Origin of the sequence: Vibrio sp. R78045, from assembly GCF_042466085.1 — a bacterium.
In the GTDB taxonomy this organism is placed as follows: Bacteria; Pseudomonadota; Gammaproteobacteria; order Enterobacterales; family Vibrionaceae; genus Vibrio; species Vibrio cyclitrophicus.
The window spans coordinates 783,460-802,142 of record NZ_JAXHBS010000013.1 but is presented as its reverse complement, the minus strand read 5'-3'; the positions used below and the strand labels follow the sequence as shown (position 1 = coordinate 802,142).

Below are 18,683 nucleotides of genomic sequence, written 5' to 3'. Positions count from 1 at the left end.
TAAGTGCCAAGACCATGAGGTATTATCTATCCATGTGTAGAACAGTACGGATAGATTCACCTTTGTGCATTAGGTCGAATGCGTCGTTTACTTCGTCAAGGCTCATTGTGTGAGTGATGAACTCTTGAAGACCAAATTCACCCGCCATGTAACGGTTTACGATTTCTGGAAGCTCAGAGCGGCCTTTAACACCACCGAAAGCCGAACCACGCCATACACGACCAGTCACTAGTTGGAATGGACGAGTTGCGATCTCTTGGCCTGCACCCGCAACACCAATGATTACTGATTCGCCCCAACCTTTGTGGCAGCACTCAAGTGCTTGACGCATTACGTTTACGTTACCGATACACTCGAAAGAGTACTCAACACCGCCGTCTGTCATCTCAACGATAACGTCTTGGATTGGCTTGTCGAATTTAGTTGGGTTGATGCAATCTGTCGCACCAAGCTGTTTCGCTAGCTCGAATTTGCTTTCGTTGATATCAACACCGATGATGCGGTTAGCACCAGCCATGCGAGCACCAATGATTGCAGAAAGACCGATACCACCTAGGCCGAATACAGCAACGTTGTCGCCTTTTTCAACTTTAGCTGTGTTCAGTACAGCGCCCATACCTGTAGTTACACCACAACCTAGAAGACAAACTTCTTCAAGTGGTGCTTCTTTGCTTACTTTCGCTAGTGAGATTTCTGGAAGTACTGTGTACTCAGAGAAAGTAGAACAACCCATGTAGTGGAAGATTGTCTCACCATTGATAGAGAAGCGGCTTGTACCGTCTGGCATTAGGCCTTTACCTTGCGTTTCACGAACGGCTTGGCACAGGTTAGTTTTACCCGATTTACAGAACTTACATTCACCACACTCTGCTGTGTAAAGTGGGATAACGTGGTCGCCAACTTCAACACTGGTAACGCCTTCGCCGATCATCTCAACGATACCGCCACCTTCGTGACCAAGAATTGAAGGGAAGATACCTTCTGGATCGTCACCTGATAATGTGAATGCGTCAGTGTGACAAACACCAGTCGCTACGATACGAACAAGAACTTCACCTGCTTTTGGCAGTTCAACGTCAACAGTTTCACGTTTTAGAGGTTCACCCGCTTTCCAAGCGACCATTGCTTTAGATTGGATATGAGTTTGACCAGGTTTGATTTCGATAGTCATTGGATGCTTCCTATTTATGTCATTACAGCGGACTTTTTGATTCTCAATATGCTCAACTCGTTAAGCTTAGTTGAGCAAGTTTGTTTCCGCTCTCTCGTTTTGTTGGAGCTAGTATAGGGGCGACTATAGATCTTGATAATCCCCCTAAATGGAAAATGATTATTACTTATTTGTAATAATTGATATAAGGCGATGAACTTATTTTGGCAATTATCTGAATCAGAACGGCTTATGTTTCGAGGACACGTGTATTATCCAATGGGTCTGAATACATTGCTTTTATGGATATTTAAGCGAAAGGTTTATGATGAATTGTATATTAATCGCCAATTCATGCTGTCGAACTATCAGCTTCTGAGATAGATGGTAACTTATTGAATTTTAATGATTGGATCAATGTCGCATAAGCAATCTCTGTGCGACGTTTTGTAAGATATTAGAAACAATAGTGTCATTTTTCTCATCTAATCTCCTCGCCAAATTTTGAGTTCTAACTTTTGGAAAGAGAAAATGAAAAAGAGTACATTGACCGTACTGTCAGGCTTGATAGCAGCCACGCTGGTTGGTTGCAATTCGAATTCGCCAAGTGATAGTTCATCAGGTGATGACAACGGTAATCTAGAGAGCGCAGTACAAGTCGCATTCATGCCTGATATTCATTTCCATGATGTCTACGGTGACTTTCAAGATGGTTCGTTCGCAGGGCTCTACAACTCAGATAGTCGTGAGTATGCGACAATTCGAACGATGGAGTCTCAGATGAACTCTACCCGTCTATTTAATGAAAACTACTTTGCGATGATCGCAGCACTGGATGATGTGGTTGCGCGTGGCGTGAAGTATGTGGCCTTGCCGGGTGACTTTAGTGATGACGGTCAGCCAGTCCATATGCGTGGTTTGGTCAGCATTTTTGATCATTACCGTGATACACACGGCCTCGAATTTTTCGCAGCACCTGGTAACCACGATCCAGTACGCCCATTTACTATCCCCGCAGGTAAATCTGATTACCTAGGAGAAGGTGGTAAAGAGCAACGCATCTTCAGCCTTGGTAAAGAAGAGTGTGTTGGTTATGACGATGAATGGACAACTATTCCAGGCCAAGGTGACAGCCTAGACACGATTTGTACTGAAGAAGTACGTGAGTGGGGCTATGAAGAGATCATGAGTATTCTTGGTACTCACGGCTTCTACCCTCAACCAGATTACCTCTACTTTGAAACCCCTTACAGCACCGACCAAGCTCGAACTAATTACAGCTATGATTTAGCGAAAGAAGAAGCGGCCTTTGATAAACGCATGTATGAGATCTGTTACGAAGGCACAGGTGGCAGTTACAAAGAAAATGGTTACACAAGCTGTTCTGAAGTGCCGGATACGAGTTACTTAGTAGAGCCAGTGAAAGGACTTTGGTTGTTGGCGATCGACGCGAACGTTTATCGCCCGAAAGAAAACTCGTCTGATAATTCTGTCGATGGTGGCACGTTTGACGGTTCAAGCAACGCTGGTTACAACATGATGCTGACTCACAAAGAGCATGTGATCGATTGGATCTCTGATGTGGTAAAGGCGGCGAAAGAGCAGAACAAGACGCTGGTTTCCTTCTCGCACTTCCCGATGACCGATTTCTATAACGGCGCTTCTGAAGAGATTGAAGACTTGTTTGGTGAAGGTAGCCACCAACTTGCACGTGAGCCTGATGACAATACCAGCCGCGCATTGGCAGCGACTGGCTTAAATATCCACGTTGGCGGTCACATGCACTTTAACGATACAGGTAAGAAGAGCTTCAATTTTGATGGCGTTCAGCACACCCTTTTTAATATCCAAGCACCATCGCTAGCGGGTTATGTTCCTGCATATAAGCTCTTAAATATTCGCCCAGATAATCAGATCGAAGTTGAGACAGTAATTATCGACCAAGTGGCACGTTACAACGAGTTATTCAGTCACTATGAAGAAGAGCATGAGTACCTTACTCAAGCTGCAGTCGGAGACCCAGAAGCACAAGCGAAAATCTGGAACAAAGACATTTTGGATTCAGAAAACTACTACGAACTGACTGATTGGCACATTCGTGAACTAACGCGTCTGCGTTTCCTTCCGGGTGACTGGCCGCTAGAGATGCGCGCAATGATCATGGAAATGAACGGTGAAGAGATGATGATCATGTCTCAGCTAAAAACCAACTTCACGGTTTGTCAGCTAGCGAATGAACTCGGCTACGACGTAGGGACTTGCGTTGAAAATGGTGTGGATGATTACGAACAGTTTCAACGAGATTGGGAGACAGCTAAGGTTGTTGCTCAAAAGCTGGCTTCTTTAGAAGGACTAGAATTAGCTGATTTTGCAGAGTGGAGCGGTGAGCTACTAGCGACAGATTTCTACCGACTACGTAATGCAGACGAACTGGCATTCCGTGATATCGGTGAAACACAACTTCGCCAATACGAGTTGCTAAGCCGAGAGCTTTCAGAGTTTGATGGCACGGTGGATTCTGAACTGGGTGACCTTGGCCAATATACCGTTGGTGAAGTATTCCGCTCTCGTTTTGGTAGCTTGTTCGTGATTCTTGAAAAATTCGCAACAGGCCAAGCGAGTGACCACTTCTTGATCGATATCGACCAGCAAACCTTGACCGATCTGAAAGGTGAAGTGAAGCGCGATATTCTTAGAGGCTCTACGACAGTAAACTAAACGTTGCAGCTTTGCTTTTTTAAAGACTAAGTGTCTTGATTTCTCGATTAAAAAAGAGCCTGTTAGCTATGAGTTAGCGGGTTCTTTTATTTTGTAAGTATATGAAGATCTAAAGACCTATTGATGGATTTCTTTGGTTAAGACCTTTTAGGGGACGTAATAATAATTACTTACTGAAAAACACATGAATTAGACACAAAACTACAATATTCTAGCCGCCGAATTTAATGTTGTGGAGTCAAACATGCTTTTATCTCTCCCGCCCCCGGTGATGCTATCACTTGCCATCGTGCTTGAAGTTGTCGCGACTTCTCTATTACCTAAAACGCAGCAGTTTACTTCTGTACCTGCAACAATTGCTGTATTGGTTAGCTACGGTTTCGCTTTTTACTTGTTGTCTCTCACGGTACAAACTATTTCTTTGGGGGTGGCGTATGCAGTTTGGTGTGGAGCTGGCATCGTGTTGGTCGCGGCACTGTCTTGGTTGGTTTACGGGCAGAAACTCGATATCTACGCGGTGATTGGGATCGGTTTGATTTTATCTGGCGTAGTGATTATCAACCTGTTTTCATCGTCTGTGAGCCACTGAGCAAGGTCTAGCTCGCGTTTCTTGTGCTTTGAGCATGGATCGAACCATTTGGTGGAGCGTTGCATACCTCTCCCTTTCTAAGGTAAATAGTACTCGATTACATGTCAGTGGATTCCTGTATCAGCGTCAGCTTTTTGGGGTTAAAATGCCTTTTGGTATATGCGATAAAGTTGTAAATACTTCCGGCCTTGCTGCAGTGACTCCCCAACTTAAACTAAAAGACTTACTATGAATTTTGATATCAATGCACTGAAACACCACCAACTGGTCGAAGATGGTCAACTAGAGGGGTGTTACATTCATCAGCCAGTTAAAGGCAGTCAACAAGATGACAAAGCCGTGTTAGCAGAGCGTGTAGCGCTGGAAAATATGGGATATAAGGTGGTGCAAGTTCAAGCGAAAGGCGGGACAACAACGTTTGCCGAGGCGATGCAAAAGTTTGCGAAGAAGACGGGGCACCAGACCAAAGAGTAAGCGAAAGGGGTAGGGGGTTATAAAACTCGCTTACCCCTATCGAACCTCTCAATCGGTGTTATTCATGTTGACAAAGCTCTGTCCAACAATGGTTTAGGTCAAAAATCAAACCGATACTGCTTATCCACGATGGCACCCCCTCCAAGCATGCATCGAAAAGAGTCGATAATCATGATGAGGAGCACACCATGCTTGTTGTGCTCAGAGCAGGCTGTCAGTGGGGTGCGTCTAGTGCTAATGCTATTTGTAGCTCTGTGCATCATCATCTTCAAGATTGGTGTTACAGCTTATCAACCGTCATATGCGCTCGCATGGGAATTGTTCTAGATAATGGTTCTATTGCGTGAATATCTAAATTTGCCACAGATGCGTATTTTTCTTTTATCTTCCTGACATTAAAAGGAGTACATAGCTGATCTTCATAGCGAGTTGGACGTATAGGCCAACTAAAAAGGAAGAAAATAATATGGCTACAGTCTATGTAAGCATCGGAAGCAACATTAACCGCGAACATCACATCACAGAATCTCTTAAGGCATTAAGTCACCTCTTTGCACCCCTACACATTTCTAATTTCTACGATTGCGAGCCTGTTGGTTTTGAAGGGGATAATTTCCTAAATCTAGTCGTTGGATTCGAATGTGACTTCTCTGTCGCAGAACTGGTTAAGGTTCTACATCAAATTGAAATAGAGAATGATCGTAAGCGTCAGACTAAAGCGTATGCTTCACGTACGATGGATATCGATATACTTCTTTATGGCAATCAAGTGGGCATGATCGACGGGGTAGAACTGCCTAGAGGCGAAATCACCGAATACGCTTTTGTGCTCAGGCCGTTAGTCGATATTGCCGCGCAAACACTTCACCCCACTCTAGACATTTCGTTTCAACAGATCTGGAAAAATTTTGACCAGTTAAGTCAGAAAACTAAACCCATCCCTTTTGATCTCAGTTTCATTAAGCCCTTGCAACGACTGCAAAATGAATGACTGAAATTGTAATCGCTCGCGTTCTAATGATCTTTTCTTAAAACATGCACGTAACTGACTTCACTTTCTAAGGATTGGACACTGTTATGAATCACAACGCTATCATTACCATCACAAATCTCAGATTAAGAACTTTCATCGGCTTTAACGAAGAAGAAAAAACCAAGCAGCAAGACATCGTCATCAATGCAGAAATCCATTACCCCGCTAATAAGCTTTGTCTCTCTGATGATGTGGACAATGCTCTCAACTACAAAAATATCTGCAAAAAAATTATTCAACACGTCGAATCAGGAAGATTTCTGCTTCTAGAAAAGTTAACAAGCGACGTACTCGGCATTTGTATCGACCATCCATGGGTTCAATACGCTCAAGTGAGAATTGACAAGCCTCATGCTCTGCGTTTTGCCGACTCTGTTTCGCTCACCCTGAGCTATGAAGCAGATAACGACAATAATTCATAAGGAGTGAGTCATGTTAAATACGGAAGCCGAAAAAGTAAGAGAAGCTTTGCTCGAAAAAGGACTTGAAACCCCGATGATACCGAGCGAAATGAATCCTGATCAGAAGTACAACCGCATCAAAGGGCTTTTAACGGAAGTTGTCAGTACGCTTGGGTTGGATCTAACCGATGACAGTCTCGCTGAAACACCCCATCGCATTGCAAAGATGTACGTTCATGAAATATTTTCAGGTCTAGATTATGATAACTTTCCAAAAATCAGTGTGATAGACAACAAAATGTCGGTTGATGAAATGGTCAAGGTATCGAATATAGATTTAACTTCGACGTGCGAACATCACTTCATTACCATTGATGGTTTAGCAGAAGTGGCCTATATCCCTGAAAACAAGATTCTTGGGCTGTCTAAAATAAACCGCATTGTACGATTCTTTGCTCAGCGCCCTCAGGTCCAAGAGCGCCTTACCCAGCAAATCTTGGTCGCGATACAGACTCTAGTTGAAACAGAAAACGTGGCCGTGACGATTAAAGCAACCCACTATTGTGTTAAATCCAGAGGTGTCATGGACGCCAACTCTGAAACTTCAACAACCGCTCTCGGTGGTATCTTCAAAACTAACCCTCAAACCAGAGCTGAGTTTTTACGATGAGTGAAACCATACTAATAACTGGCGTTGGAAAACGTCTAGGCTTCGCTTTGGCGCAGCAACTTCTAGCGGAAGGGTACAAAGTGGTTGGCACCTACCGCAGCCACTATCCCCAACTACAGCTATTGCGAGACAACGGGGCAGACTTGCAACAGGTAGACTTTTATCAACAAAGTAGCTTAGAGGGCTTTCTTGACTACGTTAGTCAAGAATACAAGGTAATTCGAGCCATCATACACAACGCTTCCGACTGGAAGCCTGAGAACAAGAAAGATCCAAGTGAAAATGCATCACAAATCATGCACCAGATGATGACGATTCACGCCACCGTGCCTTATCTGATCAACTTAACACTCAAAGACCAACTGATGTCTGACGATCACACTTCAGACATCATTCACATCAGTGACTACGTTGCGGAAAAAGGCAGTAAAAAACACATTGCCTACGCTGCTAGTAAAGCAGCGCTCAACAACCTGACGCTATCGTTTTCTGCAATGCTGGCTCCCAAGGTGAAAGTAAATACCGTTTCTCCAGCTATGATTAAGTTTAATGAAAATGACGATGAGGCGTACAAAACCAAAGCTCTGAAAAAAGCTCTGATTCCGGCCGAGGCAGGCTTTGAAGAAGTGATAGATGGTATTAAGTTTGTTCTGGCTAGTCATTATATGACAGGAAGGACTTTGCACCTTGATGGCGGCAGGCATTTGAAGTGACCCCTTTGTAGTAAGAGCTTGTGGAAGCACAGTCAATGGAACTATCTAAACCGCTTCTGATCCAATTATTGTTAGTGCTAATTTTTATTTATAGGCTGTTAATTCAGGCATTCAATCCCAGAGCTAATATGAAGATGAATAGGGTACTACGCTCACTTTATCCTTATACGGTGTATTCGAATAATTAGGATAATTATAAGCGAGCGTATGACTACTCATCTTCGTTCTTAACAAGAACCACATGTTTGGGCTGGTGACTTTTGTATTGCTAGTGGCTACATCCCATAGCGGAACTTTTTACCTATATTGACCATATCGCGATGCACTGGAGCTAGTGCATTAGCGTAGGCAGCTAGTAGCTTCATGGTATATTCGCTGCGGTCATGCAGATGCAGGTCGGTACATTCGTGTTCAGTTGTCAGAATATCTTCGCAGTTACGAAACATCAGATGATCAGGCAGAAAACACACATGATTGTTTTTATTACCCGTCATCCGTAATTCACTGATCGGGTAGACACCATTTACGCTCGCTGAAACGCTCACCAGCAGCGCTGCTTTATGAGCCAGTTCCTGGTCAGTGGTCAGCATCAAAAAGTTCTTTAATGCCGGCGTTGCCATTCCATGCCATTCTGGGGTAATAAAAATGAACGCGTCCGATTTCTTAAGGATTTGAGCGACAGGTTTCCATTGTTTCCACTCCTCACTGTCTTGCCATACTCCTTCATTCCAAAACGGTAGATTCAGTTGGTGTAAATCGAGAACGGTTGCCTTGTCAAAATGAGGCTCAGCCAGTGTTTGTAGGTAATAGGCAACATTTAGGCTCTGAGAATGCGCTCTTTGACTTCCTGATACGATTGTAATATTCATATTAATTCCTTTTTACGGTCTGAAATTGTGTTAGTTGATTGGTTTGATGGTGAGCGAGGCGTAGCCAGCACAATTGAAAATAGAATTACAGAGGCACCAAGTAATTGGGGCCAAGTCAGTGTTTGATTTAGGATTAGATATCCAAGAAAACAGGCAGAAACACTGCTTAGAAATCCGAGAAAAGAGACGGTCACCGGAGGCAGTTTCTCGATACCGCGAAACCACAGAAAGTAACCCAAAACGGCACCAATCAGGCTTAGGTATCCATAGCCTAGGTAGTTGATTGACGTAAGTTGGTTTGGAACGCCTTCTAGCCAAAGCGAGACTGGTAGCAAAATGATGCCGCCAAATAACAATTGCCAACCTGTAAACCCAAGCATCGTCATGCCCGTAGGACGTCCCCATTTTTTTGTCAGCACCACGCCTAAAGCCATGCTCAGCGTTCCAAGTATGGCGGTAGCCACACCTTCAATATTGATTTCGGCTGAGCTGTTAAGCACTAGCAGGCCTACGCCGAGAATTCCCAACACACTAGCGGTCAGTTGTTGTGAAGAGAAGTTGGCACTCAATAGGTACCAACTCATGATCATTACAATCACCGGCTGAATAGACATCACCATCGATGCCATGCCACCCGGTAGGTAGGTTGCCGCGAAAAATAAGCAATAGAAAAATAGCCCGATGTTCAGAAAACCTAGCACTGCCATACGGAGCCACCACAATCCAGTTAGCCCCGTTCGGCTAATAAGCACAAGCAATATACCAGCAGGAAGCGAACGGATTGTTGAAGCAATAAGCGGACTTTCTGGAGGTAGCGCTTCCGTTGTGACTATATAGGTACTGCCCCAGATAATAGGTGCAATTGCGGTTAACGCTATTGTCTTAACTTGTTGAATCCTGTTCATAACTCTCCTTAACTGACTGGTTATTACTTTAATAAAAGTATCTTTTACAAAAGATACTTTTATTAAAGTAATGGAAGCCTAATCTTTAATCAAGTATATTTTTGAAAAGATATTTACTTGAGAGATAAAAATGACATCAGATAAAGTTGATAAAATTCTTGCTCAATGGCTTGCAGTCAGGCCGGATCTGGATTGCTCAGCAATGGGTGTTGTCGGGCGATTACGTCGAACCAGTGGTATATGGAAGAAGAATTTGGAGTCGGTTTTTCAAGAACATGGGCTGAGTAGTATTGAGTTTGATATTTTGGCTACTATGCGCCGCAGCGATACAGTGGTCACTCCTACTGAGCTGTATCAAACTCTGATGCTTTCGTCTGGTGCGGTCAGTACACGTATTGAACAGTTGGTAAAACGTGGTTTTGTCCAACGTATTGCCAGTGAAGAAGACAGACGCAGCTGTAAAGTTACCCTGACTCAAAAGGGAGTTGAGTTGGTGGACACAGCATTAAATGCACATGTTGCTAATATGGATAACATGCTGAGCGTACTTAGTAGCCAAGAACAAGATCAGTTGGCAAGTTTGTTGAGAAAGATACTGTTGGAAAGGCAATAACGAACAGTCGCTTTTTAGGTTTTCAATATTCCTTTACTCGTTTACTGGCTGTTAATGATGGCTTGCGATACTAAAAATTAACCGGAACGCTGTAATTAGAGCTGAAGAGCTAGCAAGTTTCTGTCCAGAATCTTCTCAGGTTGAACTTTTACCGTGGCACTTTCTAGCTCAAAAGTGCCCAACTCTGCGTTACGTTGTCTACTCCCACTTATTCCAGATAGTGGAGTCTGACTTACAAATAGTAACCTCATTAAGTGGATATATTCCCCAAGATTACCTCCGACTAAGCAACCAACTTCAGCCCGCTACTGCGAAGTTAGTAAGTATAAATTCTGTTTATAGTAAATGTAATCACCACCAACTATTTAGACCAAAACCGAACCTATAGAATAGTGGAACACACTTATATGGACCGTTTTCATTAATGGCCAAGTCGACGGGTTCTGTTTGTCATTTTGGTTGCAACTCCCTTTTCTATTTCGAAACACACCAACTCTGTCCTGGACACCTAATCAATTGTTAAATGAGTGATGACACGTTAAATGCGGATATGAATCGGGGCATCGAAAATCTACAAGTGAAATTGGTCTAAGTTAAACGAAATCCAAGACAATATTGAGTTTTGTGGCTGAGTTGAATGACAAGAAAGGTTCGGGCGCCACTTAATTACTAATTACGTGAACGCTCTAGCTTTTATTGCGGATGGTTCAAGTGTGGGCTTGTTGCATGTGTGCAATACGCCGAAAAATTCTCTCGAAACATCCTAAGGAATCTATAAAATGAAGATGACGCAAGTCGCTCTCAATGTTGTGGTTGCATGTGCCACTCTCTCCCCCTTTTGGGTCAATAGTGCTGGCTTAAGCATGTCTCAAATAGCGACAACCAAAAGCGTTGCAACAGCAGGGGCCGCCAACGTTACAAATAGTTCTGACTCTTCTGCAACAATCTCAAACGCCGCTGCACTTTCTGGCATTGAAGAGCGCTCGTATGTTTCGGGCGCTCAGTATATCAATGTATTCAACCAGTTCACTCGTGATGATTCAGGAGAAAGCACTGAAGCCTCAAAGGGATTAATCGCACCTCACGCCTCTTATGCTAAAAGAGTGAATAAGAAAGCGGTACTTGGAATTAGTCTTCATTCCGCGGGTGGCTTAGGTGCTGAATATAGCAATGGTGTCGGCGCTAATCCAATCAATGCCATTTCAGAGAATGCTATTGCTGTCGTCGATATTACAACTGGTGTTTCATATCAAGTTACAGACAAGCTCTCCCTTGGCGGTTCTTTGATTCTTCAATACATGAAGATAGACGTCGTTGGTGGCGTGAACACTCAATGGGAAGAACTTGCTACCGGTGACAGTGTTGCTCCTTCTTTTGCTCTGAGCTCTTACTACACGTTGAGCGACAATACACACTTGGGTCTGCAATATCGCCATAAAACAGACCATGAAATTGATATTGAAACGTCGCTAGATGTGAATCCAACCGCGAATTTGTCTTGGGTTACTAGTATCGACTTGGGGCTTAAGCATGCTCTTTCCAAACAAACCGATGTAATGGTTAACGCTAAGTTTGAAAACTGGGAAGATTATGACGACAAATATACATGGACCTATTCTGTAGGCGTTGGCGCAGCGCATAAGATGGATAAGTTTACGATTTATGGTGGCGCTAGCTACGACTCTTCTCCAGTGAACGAGAATGAGCGAGACGTACTACTGCCCGTTGACCAGCAATGGCGCATTGGGTTTGGTAGTGAGTATGAGCTTGAATCTGGCAACAAGTTAGGTTTAGCGTATCAATATCAAAATAATGGAACCGCGGATATCACAGCCGACAACGTGACACTCCAGCCAACAGGAAGTTATGAAGATAACCGTATTCACTTTGTGACCCTTTCTTATCGTCACTGATTCGTTTAACAAGCCTAGATGTCGAGTTATACACTTTAAACTCACCCAGAACCAAAGCAGAAGAATATAAGAGTAGAGAGCAGAAGAAGGCTTTGGTTAATCACTAAAATGTGTCGATATTTGTCGGTGGTCGTGGATTTGAGCTATTCAGAGGTATGAACTATAAATCCTGTTTATAGTAAATGTAACCACCACCGACTATTTAGCCAGAAACTGAACCTATAGAATGGTGATACACACTTATGGACGCTTCTCACTAATTAGCCACAATGGATGGGCTGACTATAAGGTTCACTCATGCAAGCACCTCACAATTGTCACGTAATGGCCAAGCCGACCGGCTCTGTCTGTAATCTTGATTGCAGTTACTGTTTCTATCTTGAAAAACACCAACTCTATCCTGAACGTCAAACAAACTGGCGAATGAGTGATGACACGCTAAGTTCCTATATAAAGCAGACCATTGAAGCTCAAAGCAACAACCATGTTCAATTTACTTGGCAGGGCGGTGAACCAACAATGATGGGGCTCGCGTTTTTTGAAAAAGCCATGCAGTTATGTGAACAGTACGGAAAGGGAAAAAAACTTGAACACACCTTTCAAACCAACGGCATTTTGCTTAACGATGCTTGGTGTGAGTTTTTCAAAAAACATCACTTTTTAGTCGGTGTGTCCATTGATGGGCCACAAGATCTACACGATGCTTACCGAGTCACCCGCTCGGGTAAACAAACACATGCTCAAGTTATGCAAGGTATCGAATTGTTAAAAAAGCATGGTGTTGAGTTTAATACGCTTACCGTCGTCAATAATGAAAATGTAAAGCATCCAAAGCGGGTGTATCAGCATTTGAAAGAGATTGGTTCAACGTATATTCAGTTTATTCCGTTGGTCGAACGAGCGAAGCAAACATGTTCTGAAACGGATTTAAAACTTGTCTTACCCGATGAGCCTTTAGCGGAAGTGACGTCATGGTCGGTGCCTTCGCAAGCCTATGGCGAATTTCTTTGTGATATTTTTGATGTATGGGTACGCAAAGATGTGGGCTCCATTTTTGTGAATATGTTTGATAGTACGTTGAGTGCTTGGTGCGGACAGCAGTCTGGAATGTGTCATTTTACTGAACGTTGTGGTCATGCTTTTGCTCTTGAGGCGAACGGGGACTTATACAATTGCGACCATTATGTATACCCTGAACATCGTTTGGGCAATATTCATCATAAATCGATTTCTGAATGCAATAACAGCCAGCAAGCCATTGAATTCGGTCTACAAAAACAAACAACATTGACTCCCGACTGTAAAAAATGCCCATTTCAGTTTGCCTGCAATGGAGGGTGTCCAAAACATCGTTTTGAACGCAGTTCAAGCGGACATCCAGGGCATAACTATTTTTGCCAAGGCTATAAAAAATTCTTCGAGTACAGTGCTCAATACATGAAAGAAATGCGTAGGCTATTATCTGTTGGTCGTTTTGCAGATGAAATCATGTGGGCATTGGCTTATCAAGATGTGAAGCTGACAGCAGTTGTAAGCAAAAGCTCGGTGACCATTGGTCGTAATCAATCCTGTTCTTGTGGAAGTGGTATAAAATACAAACATTGCTGCGGAGTAAGAAGGTAAACCATGGATTTTGATCTGAATTTGATAAAAGTATTCTTAGAAGTTTACCAGTATCACTCTTATACCAAAGCCTCTGAAACCATAGGTATCACGCAACCAGCGGTGAGTGCATCTATAAAGCGAATGGAACAAGAGATTGGTGAGCCCCTGTTTTATCGAGAGGGGCGGACGATGAAACCGACCGCGATGGCCATTCGTTTAGCCACTCGATTTCGCGTTGGGTTTGATGAAATACAAAATGCCTTGAGTGAGCGTTTTACTTATTCGGTTTATGTGAACGAGGCGCTGGCATTGGATTTGCCCGTTCTACCGTCAATGATGATAGAACATACTCCATTAGATCAGGAAATACTGCTGCACCAACTTAAATCGTTATCTGTCGATTTAGCCGTGGGTATATTTATGGTCAAAGATCACTCCATTGTCACTGAGCCGTTATTCAGCGAATCGACCGTTATTGTGTGCCGTCGTGACCATCCAAGAATTCATGGTCATATTTCACGGAATCAATTCTATGAAGAGGGGCATGTCGCATTAGCTACCCAATGGAAAGGAATGGATGGATTCGAACATATCCGCTTGGAGAGTCCAAAAAGTAGGAATATCCAATGCAAGACCCATTCAATTTCAGCGATGCTGCTTGATGTCACCATCAGCGATAGAGTTGCGATCGTACCTCGACATCTTGCACTCAATTGGCAAGAGCGTTTAAATTTTCAAGTACTGGAAAACCCGATAGAGCATAAGCCATTGGAATACTGTCTGGCTTACCATCGACGCTATCAAAAAACAGAAAACCACATAAAAGTTAGAGAAACTATTCGAGCACACCTAGGATGCGCGGATTAGTACTATAAACCCCACTTATTGCTGATATAAACGCCACGCTCTACCTGCATATCCCCCTTTTGAATAACCTTAGCACTGAAAAACTACATTGGTGCTGAGGCTATTTTCTTTGACCCCTCGCCATTGAGTTTTACATCTCTGATCTATTTTGCTTCGCTAAATGACGGTATACGGATGTCTTTAGCACAACAGGTAGACCGGAGTTAATTCCTGTTCTCAAAGGTGTCCGAATGAAAAAGCTTAGTGCCATCATGATGTCTTGTTTTGCTGCGGGTTCTGTCGCACAAGAGGTCTTACCGTTTCCTAGTCAGCCATCGACCTCGGTGGCCAAACATACTCTTGCTGAATCTACTCATAGCAAGCGTCCTATTTCCAACCATTTACCTGAAGATGCTCCTAATATCGTCATCGTGATGATCGATGATGTAGGTCCTGGCCAAACGTCGACTTACGGCGGTCCAATCGATACGCCTACATTAGATGAAATCTCTGGTGAAGGTATTTCCTACAACCGTTTCCACTCGACAGCGATGTGTTCGCCTACACGAGCTTCATTGCTTACTGGTCGAAACCATCACCGTGTTGGCGCGGGTGTTATTGCGGAATATGCTAACGATTGGGATGGTTATGCAGGGGTGATCCCGAAAACCAGTGCGACCTTTCCTGAAGTACTTAAAAACTACGGTTATTCAACCTCTGCTTTTGGTAAATGGCACAACACTCACCCGTTAGATTCCACAGCTGCGGGGCCTTTTGATAATTGGCCTACGGGTTATGGTTTTGAATATTTCTATGGGTTTGTTGGTGCTGGTGCATCTCAATATGAACCGACTATGGTGGAAAACACCACGTTTGTTGATCCAGAAAAAATCCACCGCGAAGGCTATCACATGAGTGAAGATCTTGCGGATCAAGCGATCAAATGGATGCGTCAGCACAAGTCTTTGCAGCCTGACAAACCTTTCATGATGTATTGGTCTAGTGGTGCGGCACACGGCCCTCACCATGTAACCAAAGAATGGGCTGATAAGTACAAGGGCAAATTCGACGCTGGTTGGGATGAATACAGAAAAGACGTATACGAAAAAGCCAAGAAAATGGGCTGGATTCCTGAAAACGCGCAGCTAACACCAAGGCCAGAAAGTATGCCTGCGTGGGACGATGTACCTGAAGATGAAAAAGCATTCCAAGCACGTTTAATGGAAGTGTACGCCGGCTTCATTGAGCATACCGACGCTCAGGTTGGTCGTTTGGTCGATGAAATCGATGAGCTTGGCTACAAAGACAACACTGTCTTCTTCTACTTGTGGGGTGACAATGGCGCGTCATCGGAAGGGCAAAACGGCACGCTTGCTGAATTGCTCGCTCAAAACGCCATTCCAACCACGACAAAGCAACAAATTGAAGCGATGAACAAGGTCGGTTCAATTGATGAGTTAGGCGGTCCTAAATTTGAAAACATGGCGCATGCAGCATGGGCTTGGGCAGGCAGCTCACCTTATAAATCAACCAAGTTAGTTGCGGCTCATTTTGGTGGGACACGTCAACCTCTTGCGGTGCGTTGGCCAGCGAAAATTGAACCCGATGCGACGCCACGCTCGCAATTCCATCACGTTAACGACATCGCGCCTACTATCTACGACATTTTAGACATTACACCACCTAAAGTGGTCAACGGTCATGTTCAAGATGAAATCGATGGTAAAAGCATGACTTATTCGTTTGACGATGCGGATGTGAAAGGGCAGAAGAAAACCCAATACTTTGAGATCTTAGGTAGTCGCGGTATCTATCATGATGGTTGGTTTGCGAGTGCGTTTGGGCCAAGAGCTCCTTGGGTTCAAGGTATGCCCGAAGGTTTTAGAGAGTGGAGTCCTGAGACGGATAAATGGGAGCTATACCACATTGATGAGGACTGGTCTCAAGCGGTTGATCTGGCTGATAAGTACCCTGAAAAACTGGAAGAAATGAAGGCGATTTTCAAGCAAGAAGCGCAGGATAACAAAGCCTTCCCGATTGGTGGATCATTATGGTCTACTGCAGCACACAGCCCGCAAGATGCGCCAGAGAGTAAATATACGCAATGGACGTATCCTGATGAAATCACCAGAATCCCTGAAATTGCAGCACCAAAAGTCGGCAACCGTTCTACGCTCGTCGAGTTTGATGCGGTGGTTACTCCTGATACGAATGGTGTGCTCTACGCGGTCGGTGCATTCTCAGGTGGTATGACGGTGTACGTGAAAGACGGAAAGCTTAACTATGAGTACAACCTGTTTTTGATGGAACACACACATATCCAATCTGAGAAAGTGTTACCAGAAGGTGAAGTGACGATAGAAGTTGAATCTAAAGCCACTAAGCCGGGGCCGTTTACGCCTTTCGATATCACCATCAAGGTGAATGGTGAAGCGTTCGCCTCTGGTGTGGTTCCAAAAACAGCGCCTTCGTTCTTCTCATTCAATGATGGGTTTGATATTGGCTCTGATTTAGGCTCGCCAGTATCACAAGCTTATTATGATGAGATGCCGTTCAAATTTGACGGCAAAATCAAAGAAGTTCGTGTTAAGTACCTAGAACAATAAAGTGTATGCCGTCTATTGATACCGATGACAATGGGTATTGATAGGCGGCTTTTTTCGTTCATTCCGGGCTCAGTACTTAAGTGCGTAAGTATATAAGTACACAAGTGCTTAAGTGATTGGAATAGTCCCAATGGCTTTGCCTTAGAGGCGGGATGATAATTTAGGAAATCGTATGAAGATTCATCCAACTACCTTAGTTTACGATGCGTATCCTTCGGTCTACAACATTCTAGAATCGACATTGTTCATGTGGTTCATTGTGGCAGTCACGTTGGGCATCCTTGTATGGACATTGAGCAAGCTATGGTATGTCCATTCTATTCCCAAACATCTTGCTAAAGAGCGTGGTTTGGCTCAGGCCAAGTTGATTTTTTGGCTGTGCATATTGGGCATGTTTTACAAACCGCTCTGGATTATTGCGGTGCTCGCGATTGTGACGGACTGGGATAAATTACAACAGTGGATTAGAGGCGCTTCGCAATGAAAGAGATCATGCTCCCCTACATATTAGTGGTTTGGTTGTTATTCAAATTTAATGTACTCAAACGAACCCCTAAGAATTACTTTGTGTCTGTTGTGATTGGCTTGCTGTTACTGGTGAGTTTGTTTGTCGGCCATCGTTTCTATTCGCCGATTGATTTGACCAATTCAACCACTGTCAAAGCCCCCCATGCTGTGATGTCTCCAACGCTTGGTCAACACATCGACAAAATATACGTTGATCATAATAGCGATGTGAAAAAAGGCGAAGTACTTTACACTCTCAAAGATGATCTGATCTCTGCGTCGATTTCTGAGGTTGATTCTGGTCTGATTGAAATTGATAGAACCATTGAAGCTCAAGAAGTGAAAGTGGCCCAAGCTAAGCGAAACCTATCGCGTAACCAGAACTTAGAGCAACATGTTAGCCTTAAAGAGTTAGAAGAAACTCAAGACAACGTTGAGTTTTTTATGGCTGAGTTGAACGTGTTGCATGCCAAGAAAGATGGTTTGCTCGCTAAGAAACAAAGCTTGATGTTTGACCTTGACCGCCTTACGGTTCGAGCGCCATTTGATGGCATGATCACCCATGTTTTTATTGCTGATGGATCTCGAGTTGGTTCTCTGCATGTGTGGGATACATCGAAGAAGTTTGTCGAAATGCGTATCCCTGATCAAGCGTTTGCCAATATCGAAAAAGGTCAGTTTAGCGAGTTCTTTATTGATACTTTTCCAGGGCAAATTTTCCGCTCTCGAGTTCACAGTAAAGTAAAAGCAACCGGTGAGGCTCAAGGAAATTTACTACCACAAGAGCAGCGAGTTTCGGCACACATTCAAAGGGGCTCTCCAGCAATTGGTCGAACCGTTATTTTAGAAATTGATGAAGAAACGATGAAAAAAATACCGATTGGCGCGACAGGCTCAGCATGGATCAGTGCGTCTAAGCCTTACCCTATACTCGGTTTTATAGACATCATTGGTGGGGCCACTTTACGTCTTGCGTCTGTGAAATCGTATCTATTGGCGATTTAGTGTTTTTTATTAGCTAGCTCTAAATTAATCTACAAAAAGGCGTAAAACATATGAAACTCTTTTACG

Annotated in this window: 17 protein-coding genes; 14 read left to right on the top strand and 3 right to left on the bottom strand. The window is 43.7% G+C overall.

The window, feature by feature from the left end; all coding sequences use genetic code 11:
- Positions 1 to 22: 22 nt before the first annotated feature.
- The gene (locus tag SJY39_RS14195; protein ID WP_016787555.1) at positions 23 to 1,171 is read right to left on the bottom strand and encodes an S-(hydroxymethyl)glutathione dehydrogenase/class III alcohol dehydrogenase; all 1,149 of its coding nucleotides are present in this window, start codon (positions 1,169 to 1,171) and stop codon (positions 23 to 25) included.
- A 510-nt stretch (positions 1,172 to 1,681) separates the two neighbouring features.
- On the opposite strand from SJY39_RS14195, the gene SJY39_RS14190 reads away from it, so the two are divergent.
- The 7 genes from SJY39_RS14190 to folM all read left to right on the top strand — a co-directional run bounded on the left by SJY39_RS14190 (position 1,682) and on the right by folM (position 7,748).
- Entirely contained in the window at positions 1,682 to 3,868 is a 2,187-nt protein-coding gene (locus SJY39_RS14190; protein ID WP_016793185.1) for a phosphoesterase, read from the top strand.
- Between the two features lie 244 nt (positions 3,869 to 4,112).
- Positions 4,113 to 4,457, top strand: coding sequence for a multidrug efflux SMR transporter (locus tag SJY39_RS14185; RefSeq protein WP_010432838.1), 345 nt, complete (start codon positions 4,113 to 4,115; stop codon positions 4,455 to 4,457).
- A 228-nt stretch (positions 4,458 to 4,685) separates the two neighbouring features.
- Positions 4,686 to 4,931, top strand: a complete 246-nt coding sequence (locus SJY39_RS14180) for a hypothetical protein (protein ID WP_010432840.1) — start codon at positions 4,686 to 4,688, stop codon at positions 4,929 to 4,931.
- Positions 4,932 to 5,397: 466 nt separating this feature from the next.
- Entirely contained in the window at positions 5,398 to 5,922 is a 525-nt protein-coding gene (gene folK, locus SJY39_RS14175; protein WP_016766985.1) for a 2-amino-4-hydroxy-6-hydroxymethyldihydropteridine diphosphokinase, read from the top strand.
- A gap of 86 nt (positions 5,923 to 6,008) precedes the next feature.
- Entirely contained in the window at positions 6,009 to 6,386 is a 378-nt protein-coding gene (gene folX / locus SJY39_RS14170; RefSeq protein WP_010432847.1) for a dihydroneopterin triphosphate 2'-epimerase, read from the top strand.
- A gap of 10 nt (positions 6,387 to 6,396) precedes the next feature.
- On the top strand, positions 6,397 to 7,035 hold the full coding sequence (folE, locus tag SJY39_RS14165) for a GTP cyclohydrolase I FolE (RefSeq protein WP_010432850.1): 639 nt from the start codon (positions 6,397 to 6,399) through the stop codon (positions 7,033 to 7,035).
- Positions 7,032 to 7,748 carry a dihydromonapterin reductase gene (gene folM, locus SJY39_RS14160; protein ID WP_016766986.1) on the top strand — a complete coding sequence of 239 codons (717 nt, stop codon included), beginning with the start codon at positions 7,032 to 7,034 and terminating at the stop codon, positions 7,746 to 7,748. Before folE ends, folM begins: the two co-directional genes overlap by 4 nt.
- Before the next feature lie 275 nt (positions 7,749 to 8,023).
- On the opposite strand, the gene SJY39_RS14155 is transcribed toward folM, so the two are convergent.
- Positions 8,024 to 8,617, bottom strand: a complete 594-nt coding sequence (locus SJY39_RS14155) for an NADPH-dependent FMN reductase (RefSeq protein WP_016785535.1) — start codon at positions 8,615 to 8,617, stop codon at positions 8,024 to 8,026.
- Complete coding sequence (locus tag SJY39_RS14150) at positions 8,614 to 9,522, bottom strand: DMT family transporter (RefSeq protein ID WP_016785536.1); 909 nt, start codon at positions 9,520 to 9,522, stop codon at positions 8,614 to 8,616. Before SJY39_RS14150 ends, SJY39_RS14155 begins: the two co-directional genes overlap by 4 nt.
- Before the next feature lie 130 nt (positions 9,523 to 9,652).
- On the opposite strand from SJY39_RS14150, the gene SJY39_RS14145 reads away from it, so the two are divergent.
- The 7 genes from SJY39_RS14145 to SJY39_RS14115 all read left to right on the top strand — a co-directional run bounded on the left by SJY39_RS14145 (position 9,653) and on the right by SJY39_RS14115 (position 18,617).
- Positions 9,653 to 10,135, top strand: coding sequence for a MarR family winged helix-turn-helix transcriptional regulator (locus SJY39_RS14145; RefSeq protein WP_010432882.1), 483 nt, complete (start codon positions 9,653 to 9,655; stop codon positions 10,133 to 10,135).
- Positions 10,136 to 10,914: 779 nt separating this feature from the next.
- On the top strand, positions 10,915 to 12,048 hold the full coding sequence (locus SJY39_RS14140; protein ID WP_372275191.1) for an OmpP1/FadL family transporter: 1,134 nt from the start codon (positions 10,915 to 10,917) through the stop codon (positions 12,046 to 12,048).
- A gap of 297 nt (positions 12,049 to 12,345) precedes the next feature.
- Complete coding sequence (locus tag SJY39_RS14135; protein WP_016787559.1) at positions 12,346 to 13,671, top strand: anaerobic sulfatase maturase; 1,326 nt, start codon at positions 12,346 to 12,348, stop codon at positions 13,669 to 13,671.
- Between the two features lie 3 nt (positions 13,672 to 13,674).
- Positions 13,675 to 14,520, top strand: coding sequence for a LysR family transcriptional regulator (locus SJY39_RS14130; RefSeq protein ID WP_010432889.1), 846 nt, complete (start codon positions 13,675 to 13,677; stop codon positions 14,518 to 14,520).
- 230 nt (positions 14,521 to 14,750) lie between these two features.
- Positions 14,751 to 17,105 (top strand): arylsulfatase, encoded by a 2,355-nt coding sequence (locus tag SJY39_RS14125; protein ID WP_016796613.1) that lies wholly within the window; start codon positions 14,751 to 14,753, stop codon positions 17,103 to 17,105.
- Between the two features lie 172 nt (positions 17,106 to 17,277).
- A complete protein-coding gene (locus tag SJY39_RS14120; RefSeq protein ID WP_010432893.1) occupies positions 17,278 to 17,589 on the top strand; it encodes a hypothetical protein in 312 nt (103 codons plus the stop codon).
- Entirely contained in the window at positions 17,586 to 18,617 is a 1,032-nt protein-coding gene (locus SJY39_RS14115) for an HlyD family secretion protein (protein WP_010432896.1), read from the top strand. The genes SJY39_RS14120 and SJY39_RS14115 overlap by 4 nt, the downstream gene beginning before the upstream one ends.
- The last annotated feature ends 66 nt before the right edge of the window (positions 18,618 to 18,683 follow it).

Bases quoted from the DNA above. Each gene is read 5' to 3' on its own strand.
- SJY39_RS14155 (WP_016785535.1), bottom strand. From the start codon at position 8,617: ATGAATATTACAATCGTATCAGGAAGTCAAAGAGCGCATTCTCAGAGC.
- folE (WP_010432850.1), top strand. From the start codon at position 6,397: ATGTTAAATACGGAAGCCGAAAAAGTAAGAGAAGCTTTGCTCGAAAAA.
- SJY39_RS14130 (WP_010432889.1), top strand. From the start codon at position 13,675: ATGGATTTTGATCTGAATTTGATAAAAGTATTCTTAGAAGTTTACCAG.
- SJY39_RS14150 (WP_016785536.1), bottom strand. From the start codon at position 9,522: ATGAACAGGATTCAACAAGTTAAGACAATAGCGTTAACCGCAATTGCA.
- SJY39_RS14145 (WP_010432882.1), top strand. From the start codon at position 9,653: ATGACATCAGATAAAGTTGATAAAATTCTTGCTCAATGGCTTGCAGTC.
- SJY39_RS14135 (WP_016787559.1), top strand. From the start codon at position 12,346: ATGCAAGCACCTCACAATTGTCACGTAATGGCCAAGCCGACCGGCTCT.
- folM (WP_016766986.1), top strand. From the start codon at position 7,032: ATGAGTGAAACCATACTAATAACTGGCGTTGGAAAACGTCTAGGCTTC.
- SJY39_RS14115 (WP_010432896.1), top strand. From the start codon at position 17,586: ATGAAAGAGATCATGCTCCCCTACATATTAGTGGTTTGGTTGTTATTC.
- folK (WP_016766985.1), top strand. From the start codon at position 5,398: ATGGCTACAGTCTATGTAAGCATCGGAAGCAACATTAACCGCGAACAT.
- SJY39_RS14190 (WP_016793185.1), top strand. From the start codon at position 1,682: ATGAAAAAGAGTACATTGACCGTACTGTCAGGCTTGATAGCAGCCACG.
- SJY39_RS14195 (WP_016787555.1), bottom strand. From the start codon at position 1,171: ATGACTATCGAAATCAAACCTGGTCAAACTCATATCCAATCTAAAGCA.
- SJY39_RS14140 (WP_372275191.1), top strand. From the start codon at position 10,915: ATGAAGATGACGCAAGTCGCTCTCAATGTTGTGGTTGCATGTGCCACT.
- folX (WP_010432847.1), top strand. From the start codon at position 6,009: ATGAATCACAACGCTATCATTACCATCACAAATCTCAGATTAAGAACT.
- SJY39_RS14125 (WP_016796613.1), top strand. From the start codon at position 14,751: ATGAAAAAGCTTAGTGCCATCATGATGTCTTGTTTTGCTGCGGGTTCT.
- SJY39_RS14120 (WP_010432893.1), top strand. From the start codon at position 17,278: ATGAAGATTCATCCAACTACCTTAGTTTACGATGCGTATCCTTCGGTC.
- SJY39_RS14180 (WP_010432840.1), top strand. From the start codon at position 4,686: ATGAATTTTGATATCAATGCACTGAAACACCACCAACTGGTCGAAGAT.
- SJY39_RS14185 (WP_010432838.1), top strand. From the start codon at position 4,113: ATGCTTTTATCTCTCCCGCCCCCGGTGATGCTATCACTTGCCATCGTG.